Annotated in this window: 7 protein-coding genes; 2 read left to right on the top strand and 5 right to left on the bottom strand. The window is 60.7% G+C overall.

What is annotated here, in order from left to right; genetic code table 11:
• Positions 1-284: 284 nt before the first annotated feature.
• The 3 genes from JO015_04445 to mutY all read right to left on the bottom strand — a co-directional run bounded on the left by JO015_04445 (position 285) and on the right by mutY (position 3,209).
• The gene (locus JO015_04445) at positions 285-899 is read right to left on the bottom strand and encodes an LON peptidase substrate-binding domain-containing protein (protein MBV9998346.1); all 615 of its coding nucleotides are present in this window, start codon (positions 897-899) and stop codon (positions 285-287) included.
• On the bottom strand, positions 896-2,113 hold the full coding sequence (trpB, locus tag JO015_04450) for a tryptophan synthase subunit beta (GenBank protein ID MBV9998347.1): 1,218 nt from the start codon (positions 2,111-2,113) through the stop codon (positions 896-898). The genes JO015_04445 and trpB overlap by 4 nt, the downstream gene beginning before the upstream one ends.
• A gap of 64 nt (positions 2,114-2,177) precedes the next feature.
• The gene (mutY, locus tag JO015_04455; GenBank protein ID MBV9998348.1) at positions 2,178-3,209 is read right to left on the bottom strand and encodes an A/G-specific adenine glycosylase; all 1,032 of its coding nucleotides are present in this window, start codon (positions 3,207-3,209) and stop codon (positions 2,178-2,180) included.
• Between mutY and JO015_04460 the strand changes: the two genes are divergently transcribed.
• Together JO015_04460 and JO015_04465 are read left to right on the top strand one after the other, a co-directional pair.
• Positions 3,208-4,158: a ribonuclease HIII gene (locus tag JO015_04460; protein ID MBV9998349.1), complete on the top strand. Its 951-nt coding sequence runs from the start codon at positions 3,208-3,210 to the stop codon at positions 4,156-4,158. The two genes, mutY and JO015_04460, sit on opposite strands and share 2 nt — an antisense overlap.
• A 200-nt stretch (positions 4,159-4,358) precedes the next feature.
• Complete coding sequence (locus JO015_04465) at positions 4,359-4,766, top strand: HU family DNA-binding protein (GenBank protein ID MBV9998350.1); 408 nt, start codon at positions 4,359-4,361, stop codon at positions 4,764-4,766.
• Here JO015_04465 and rnc read toward each other — a convergent pair.
• Together rnc and JO015_04475 are read right to left on the bottom strand one after the other, a co-directional pair.
• On the bottom strand, positions 4,746-5,531 hold the full coding sequence (gene rnc, locus JO015_04470; GenBank protein ID MBV9998351.1) for a ribonuclease III: 786 nt from the start codon (positions 5,529-5,531) through the stop codon (positions 4,746-4,748). The two genes, JO015_04465 and rnc, sit on opposite strands and share 21 nt — an antisense overlap.
• A 174-nt stretch (positions 5,532-5,705) precedes the next feature.
• On the bottom strand, positions 5,706-5,940 hold a 235-nt coding region (locus JO015_04475; protein MBV9998352.1), incomplete at its 5' end, for a TonB-dependent receptor.

Consider the following 5,940-nt stretch of genomic DNA (forward strand, 5'->3'; position numbering starts at 1 on the left):
CTGCCGCTCCGAACTCCGAACTCCGAACTCCGAACTCCGAACTCCGAACTCCGAACTCCGAACTCCGAACTCCGAACTCCGAACTCCGAACTCCGAACTCCGAACTCCGAACTCTTTCCTCTTCCCGCCGTGTTCGCCGTGTGAACTCTTACGTGGTGGCCGCCGTGTGACCGTGTGAACTCTTACGTGGTGGCCGCCCTCCTCGCTGCGGCCGCCGTGTGACCGTGTGACCTCTTACGCCGTGCCCGCCACACCCGCTGGGCCCGCCGTGTGACCGAACGCCGTTAGGAGTTGGTCGTCCTGGCCCGCAAAAGCTGGATGAGCAGGCGCAACCGCTCGTTCACATCCTGCGCCTCCAGCAATTGCTGGCGGTGTTGGGTCTCGTTGATGAAAGCGGATGCCACCACGTCGGCCAGCACTTCGTGGTCATCGATCTGCTTCAACTGCTCCATGAGATTACCCGGCAGCGGCAGCCCGAGCTGCTCGATCCGGGCGCAGAGTTCCTTGACCTTGGCGCTCAGTGCGTCTGCCTCGATGACGTGCGGAACCCGCGATTCGACCACCTCGATCCGCGCGATCCTGAACGGCTCCTCCTGAATCCAGTCGAGCAAACGAACCCGAGCCAGCCCTTGCAAAACCAGGTTGGAAGTTCCGTTATCATTGCCGACGCAGGCCCGGATCAACCCGACACCAGCAATCGGGTGAAGGTCGGTTATTCGCTCCGCTTCCTCGATGCCTCGCCGCAGCAAGCCGATCGAAAACATGCGCTCACCGTCGAGGCTGTAGGCAAGCATCTTACGGTAGCGCGGTTCGAATATGTGCAGGGGCAGGAGCGAATGCGGGAACAGGACCGCATTCGAAAGCGCCATTACGGGTACTTCTTCGGGAATCGTAATCACAAGGGGTCATGCGAGCGCCCATGCTCAGCTATCTGATGCACATCCTTATCGCCGCGCCCGGACAGGTTAATGATTATCACCTGATCGTTCGTCCACTCCTTGGCCCGGGATCGCACGAGAGCAAGTGCGTGGGTGGATTCAAGCGCGGGTAAGATTCCTTCGGTTCTCGCCAGGTCATGAAAGGTGGCGAGCACCTCGTCATCGGTGGCAAAGGCATACTCCACGCGTCCGGCATCGCGCAAGTAACTATGTTCCGGCCCGACGGCGGCGTAATCCAAACCGGCTGATACCGAATGGGTCAGTTCGATCTGGCCATCTTCATTGGCCAGGAGGTAAGTCTTGGTACCCTGGAGCACGCCTAACCGGCCGCCCTGGAAACGCGCTGCATGTTCGCCGGGCCGGATTCCCCGGCCGCCGGCTTCCACACCGAACATGCGAACGCCGGGATCCTGCAGGAAAGCGTAAAAGAGGCCGATCGCATTGCTTCCGCCGCCCACGCAGGCCACCAATGTATCAGGCAACCTTTGCTCGACTTCGAGGATCTGCCGGCGCGCCTCCTCTCCGATCACCCGATGAAAATCACGCACCATCATCGGATACGGGTGTGGACCGTAAGCCGTTCCCAGCAGGTAATGCGTGTTCCGCACATTGGTTACCCAATCGCGCATCGCCTCGTTTATCGCTTCTTTCAACGTGGCCTGCCCGGCCGTAACGGGAACGACTTCGGCGCCCAGGAACCGCATGCGCGCCACGTTCAAGGCCTGGCGCTCCATGTCGACCTTCCCCATGTAAATCACACACTCGCACCCGAACCGTGCCGCCACGGTGGCGGTCGCCACCCCATGTTGTCCGGCACCGGTCTCGGCGATGATCCGCTTTTTACCCATCCGCTTTGCCAACAGGATCTGGCCCACGGCGTTGTTGATCTTGTGCGCGCCGGTGTGCAGCAGATCTTCGCGTTTAAGGTAAATACGGGGACCGCCCAGTTTCTCGGTCCAACGTTCCGCAAAATAGAGCGGGGTCGGCCGGCCGCAAAAATCACGAAGGAGCCTTTGTAACTCCGCCCGGAACGCCGGATCCTGGCGCGCCGCCTCGTATTCCAACCGGAGTTCCGTAATAGCCGGCATCAGCGTTTCCGGCACAAACACGCCCCCATACGGGCCGAAGTGGCCACTCGCGTCGGGCAATTGGGTGAGCTCAAACTTTCCCTGCATAGCCTGTTGCGTACCATCGTTGCGCTGCCGGAGTTAGATCAAGCGGAAATCGTATCGATCGTCCTCACCGTAGGTCACAACCGGGCGTCTCGGCGGCCAGCGCCAGGCCGATCACGCGCCGGTGCGGGGTCGGCATGGGAAGTTCACCCAGGGCCGCCACCGGCTGCCAGCGCTGGGATGAACCCGGCGGCTCCGGCAGGCTCGCGTGGTCGCCCCGGACCAACTGTAAGTCAACCAGGAAACGCATGATGTGATGCCGGAGTGAAACGAAGGTCGTCAGGCCGGCCGGCGAATCAGCGTCAAGAATCGGCAAGGTCCAAAGGCCTGCCCACCGGGCGGAGGCTTGGCGCTGTTCCAGCAGCACCCGGGCGCCGTCGTAAAACCACCAGTAGCGCTCGACGCGCGTCTGAGTGGGCGGCTGCGGCCGTTTGCGCGGCAAGGTTTCAGGGTCAACCGCACGGCAGGCGCGGCGGACTGGGCACCGCCCGCAGGCCGGATTGCGGGCCTTGCAAACAATTGCCCCCAGCTCCATCAACGCGTTGTTGATCAGCCGCGGCTGATCGCATTGCGCGATCCGCTCCGCGGCATCCCAAAGAATGGCTTGCCCCACGGGCGTATCGACCGGTTCCTGCAGGTTCAGCAGCCGGCTGAGCACGCGCGCGACATTTCCATCCACCACCGGCGCCGGCAGGTTATACGCGAAGCTGGCCACCGCCCCCGCCGTGTAACGGCCGACTCCGGGCAACGCTCGCAGTTCTTCCACCGAACGAGGGAACACGCCGCCCCATTTTTCCACCACCATCCTCGCGCAACGTTGAAGGTTGTGGGCCCGGCGGTACAATCCCAGCCCCTGCCAGAGCGCCAGCAGGTCCTGCATCGAAGCTGCGGCGAGCGCGTCAACGGTCGGGAACCGCTCCAGCCACCGGTGATAGTAAGGAATCGCGGTCACCACCTGCGTCTGTTGCAACATGAACTCCGAAACCAGGATCGCGTAAGGATCGTCGGTTTCACGCCACGGCAACCTGCGTCCCTCCGCCCGGTACCACTTCAGCAGTGCCTTGCGAAATGCCGTGCTATCAATCCCGACTTGGTTCATGCTGTCAAAGGTGCAAACGTACACCGCCACCCTTTCTTTGTCGCAGACCGAGGCCCTGCGGAAGACGTTGGAAGCGGAGGGTTTTGAGTTTGCCGGCCGGCCCTACACCCTCTATTTCGCCCAAAAAGGTAAAGTCTCCGTCGCGGTGTACGAAAAAGGACCCAAAGTGGTGGTCCAGGGAAAAGAGACGGAGGATTTCGTCCGGTTCACCTTGGAACCCAAGGTCTTGGGAGAGGCCCGGCTCGGCTATGAAGAACTCCTGAATCCGGAGATGTTTCAGCCGCATTTCGGCATCGATGAGAGCGGCAAAGGCGATTTTTTCGGCCCGTTGGTGATAGCCGGGGTTTACGTAAACGGCAACATTGCCCGCGAATTTCTTGGAATCGGTGTGACTGACAGCAAAAAGATCGGGTCAGATCGCCGGATAAAGGAATTGGCCAGACTCATCGTCCAGGTGCCGGAGGCGACTCACAACGTGGTGCTGATCGGTCCGGAACGTTACAACGAACTATACCGGAAATTTGCGAACCTGAATGACCTGCTTGCCTGGGGACACGCCCGCGTCATCGAAAATTTGCTCACCGCGCGGCCGGATTGTCCCCGCGCGCTCTCCGATCAGTTCGCCAACGCGCGCGTCATCAAGAAAGCCTTGTTGGAACGGGGCAAGGCCATCACGGTTGACCAGCGCACGAAGGCCGAGTCGGACGTAGCCGTGGCTGCCGCGTCCATCCTGGCGCGCGAACGGTTCGTGAACTGGCTCGAAAACCAGGGCAAAATGGTTGGCCTTACTTTGCCCAAAGGTGCGTCTGCCCAAGTGAAAGCGGCTGCCTGCAGCCTGGTGGCCCGTGCGGGCCCCGACGCGTTGCCGCGATTCGCCAAGGTGCATTTTCGCACCGCCGCCGAGGTCCTGGATGCCCTCACCAAACCCGCCGGACCGGGCGAGGAATGATTCCGAAACGAAACAGACCTTGCTACCTCAGTTTTCTAGATAATAATTCAAAAGGGATTCAGCCCCGCTGCCTTACGACACATGAACGGCCGAACAGGCAACCGCTAACGCTGAGGGCGTGTGAGAACCGCAGAGGGTAAACCTGGTCCGCCTCGGCTCTCACACCCCCTCTTAACCAGTTAACCGTCGAAAGGAGTTCAATGGCCAACCTCACAAAACGGGACATCGTGGTGAAGATCAGCAACGAAACTGGTCTTGTTCAGCACCAGGTTTTCGAAGTCGTCCAACGGACCCTCGACCTGATCACGGATAGCTTGGCACGAGGCGAGGATGTTGAACTGCGCAATTTCGGCATTTTCGAGGTGCGCCTCACCAAGGAACGCGTCGGCCGCAACCCCAACCAACCCGGCAGCAGCTTCAAGATTCCGCAGCGCGCGACCGTGAAATTCAAGGCGGGCAAGATCATGCGCCAAAAGGTTTCAAAACTGTCAGCCGTGTTGAAACAGGCGGAGGCGGGAAAAGCTGCATCCTCCCGTTACCCGGCCCCTGAGGACGGCGCGGCGCCTCCTGCCGTGAGGCCTCGTCCTTCAACTTTTAAAACCGCCTGACGAGTCTTCCGCTTTGTCCCGTGAGAGCGGCGGCTCGGCCGGGGCGGCCGGACCTGTTTTTGAACCTGTGCCGGGACTGCTCGGCCCTTCCCATCGCCGGGATTCCAGTGCGTCCAGGGCCGCAGCCGTCTCCGCCTGTTTTTTGCTCGGTCCCTCCCCCAACCCGAGCTGCCGGCCCTCCCAGAAGACCCTCGCCACAAAAATTTTCTGGTGCTCCGGCCCGGCTTGGGAAACGATTTCGTACGTCGGGCTCTTGGGAGAAATCGCCTGCAGGATCTCCTGCAATTGCCCCTTTGGGTTGACCTCGAGCGGTTGCAAGGCCAGCCGCTGGATATCTTCCTGGGCCTCATCGAGCACAAAACGCCGCACCGCTTCCAGGCTGCTGTCCAGGTACATCGCTCCCACCAATGCCTCAAATGCGTCTGCCAGAATCGATGCGCGTTGCCGCCCGCCACTCGCTTCCTCGCCGCGCCCCATCATGAGGTAGGTACCGAGGCCGATGCTCATCGCATGCACCTTAAGTCCTTCCCGGGAAACCAGGCGCGACCGCAGCTTGGTCAGTTGCCCCTCACTAAAGTAAGGAAATAAACGAAACAGGTGCTCCGTAAAGATGAGTTGCAAAACTGCATCGCCGAGAAATTCAAGCCGTTGATTGTCAAAGTGATGCCGCTGCGTTTCATGACCTAAACTTGGGTGCGTGAGCGCTTCGGCCAACAGCAACGAATTACGGAATTTGTAGCCAATCCGTTGTTCCAGGGGGTTCATCAAGGATGTGTCGCTGAAACCTGCCATCGTTTTTGAACGGACAGTTCGGGCCCACCCAGGTACTTTTAAAGGGCCCCCCTTACAACGCTAACTTCCCGCCGTTGTCAACCACCCCTCAGCAAATCCAACCCGGCGGGCGGGTGTTTGTTAGGATGGGTGTACAGGCGTGACGCCTTAGGAGGAAACCGGGTGCAAGTGCGGGCCCGCCGGCTGATGCCCAAAAAGATCACGCTGCTTGATCAACTCGGCGACTTTGGGCGGCACCATCTGCTCCCAGCCGTCCTGCCCCTGCTGGATCCGGGCCAGCACGTCGCGCGAGAAGATGTCCGAGAGCGCCGCGTTGAAGCCCACCAGCCCCTCCAGGTAGTGGTTCTCCAACAGGTGCGCGTAGAGGTTGCGCAGGTGCAAG

This window comes from Verrucomicrobiota bacterium (assembly GCA_019247695.1).
Lineage (GTDB): Bacteria > Verrucomicrobiota > Verrucomicrobiia > Chthoniobacterales > JAFAMB01 > JAFBAP01.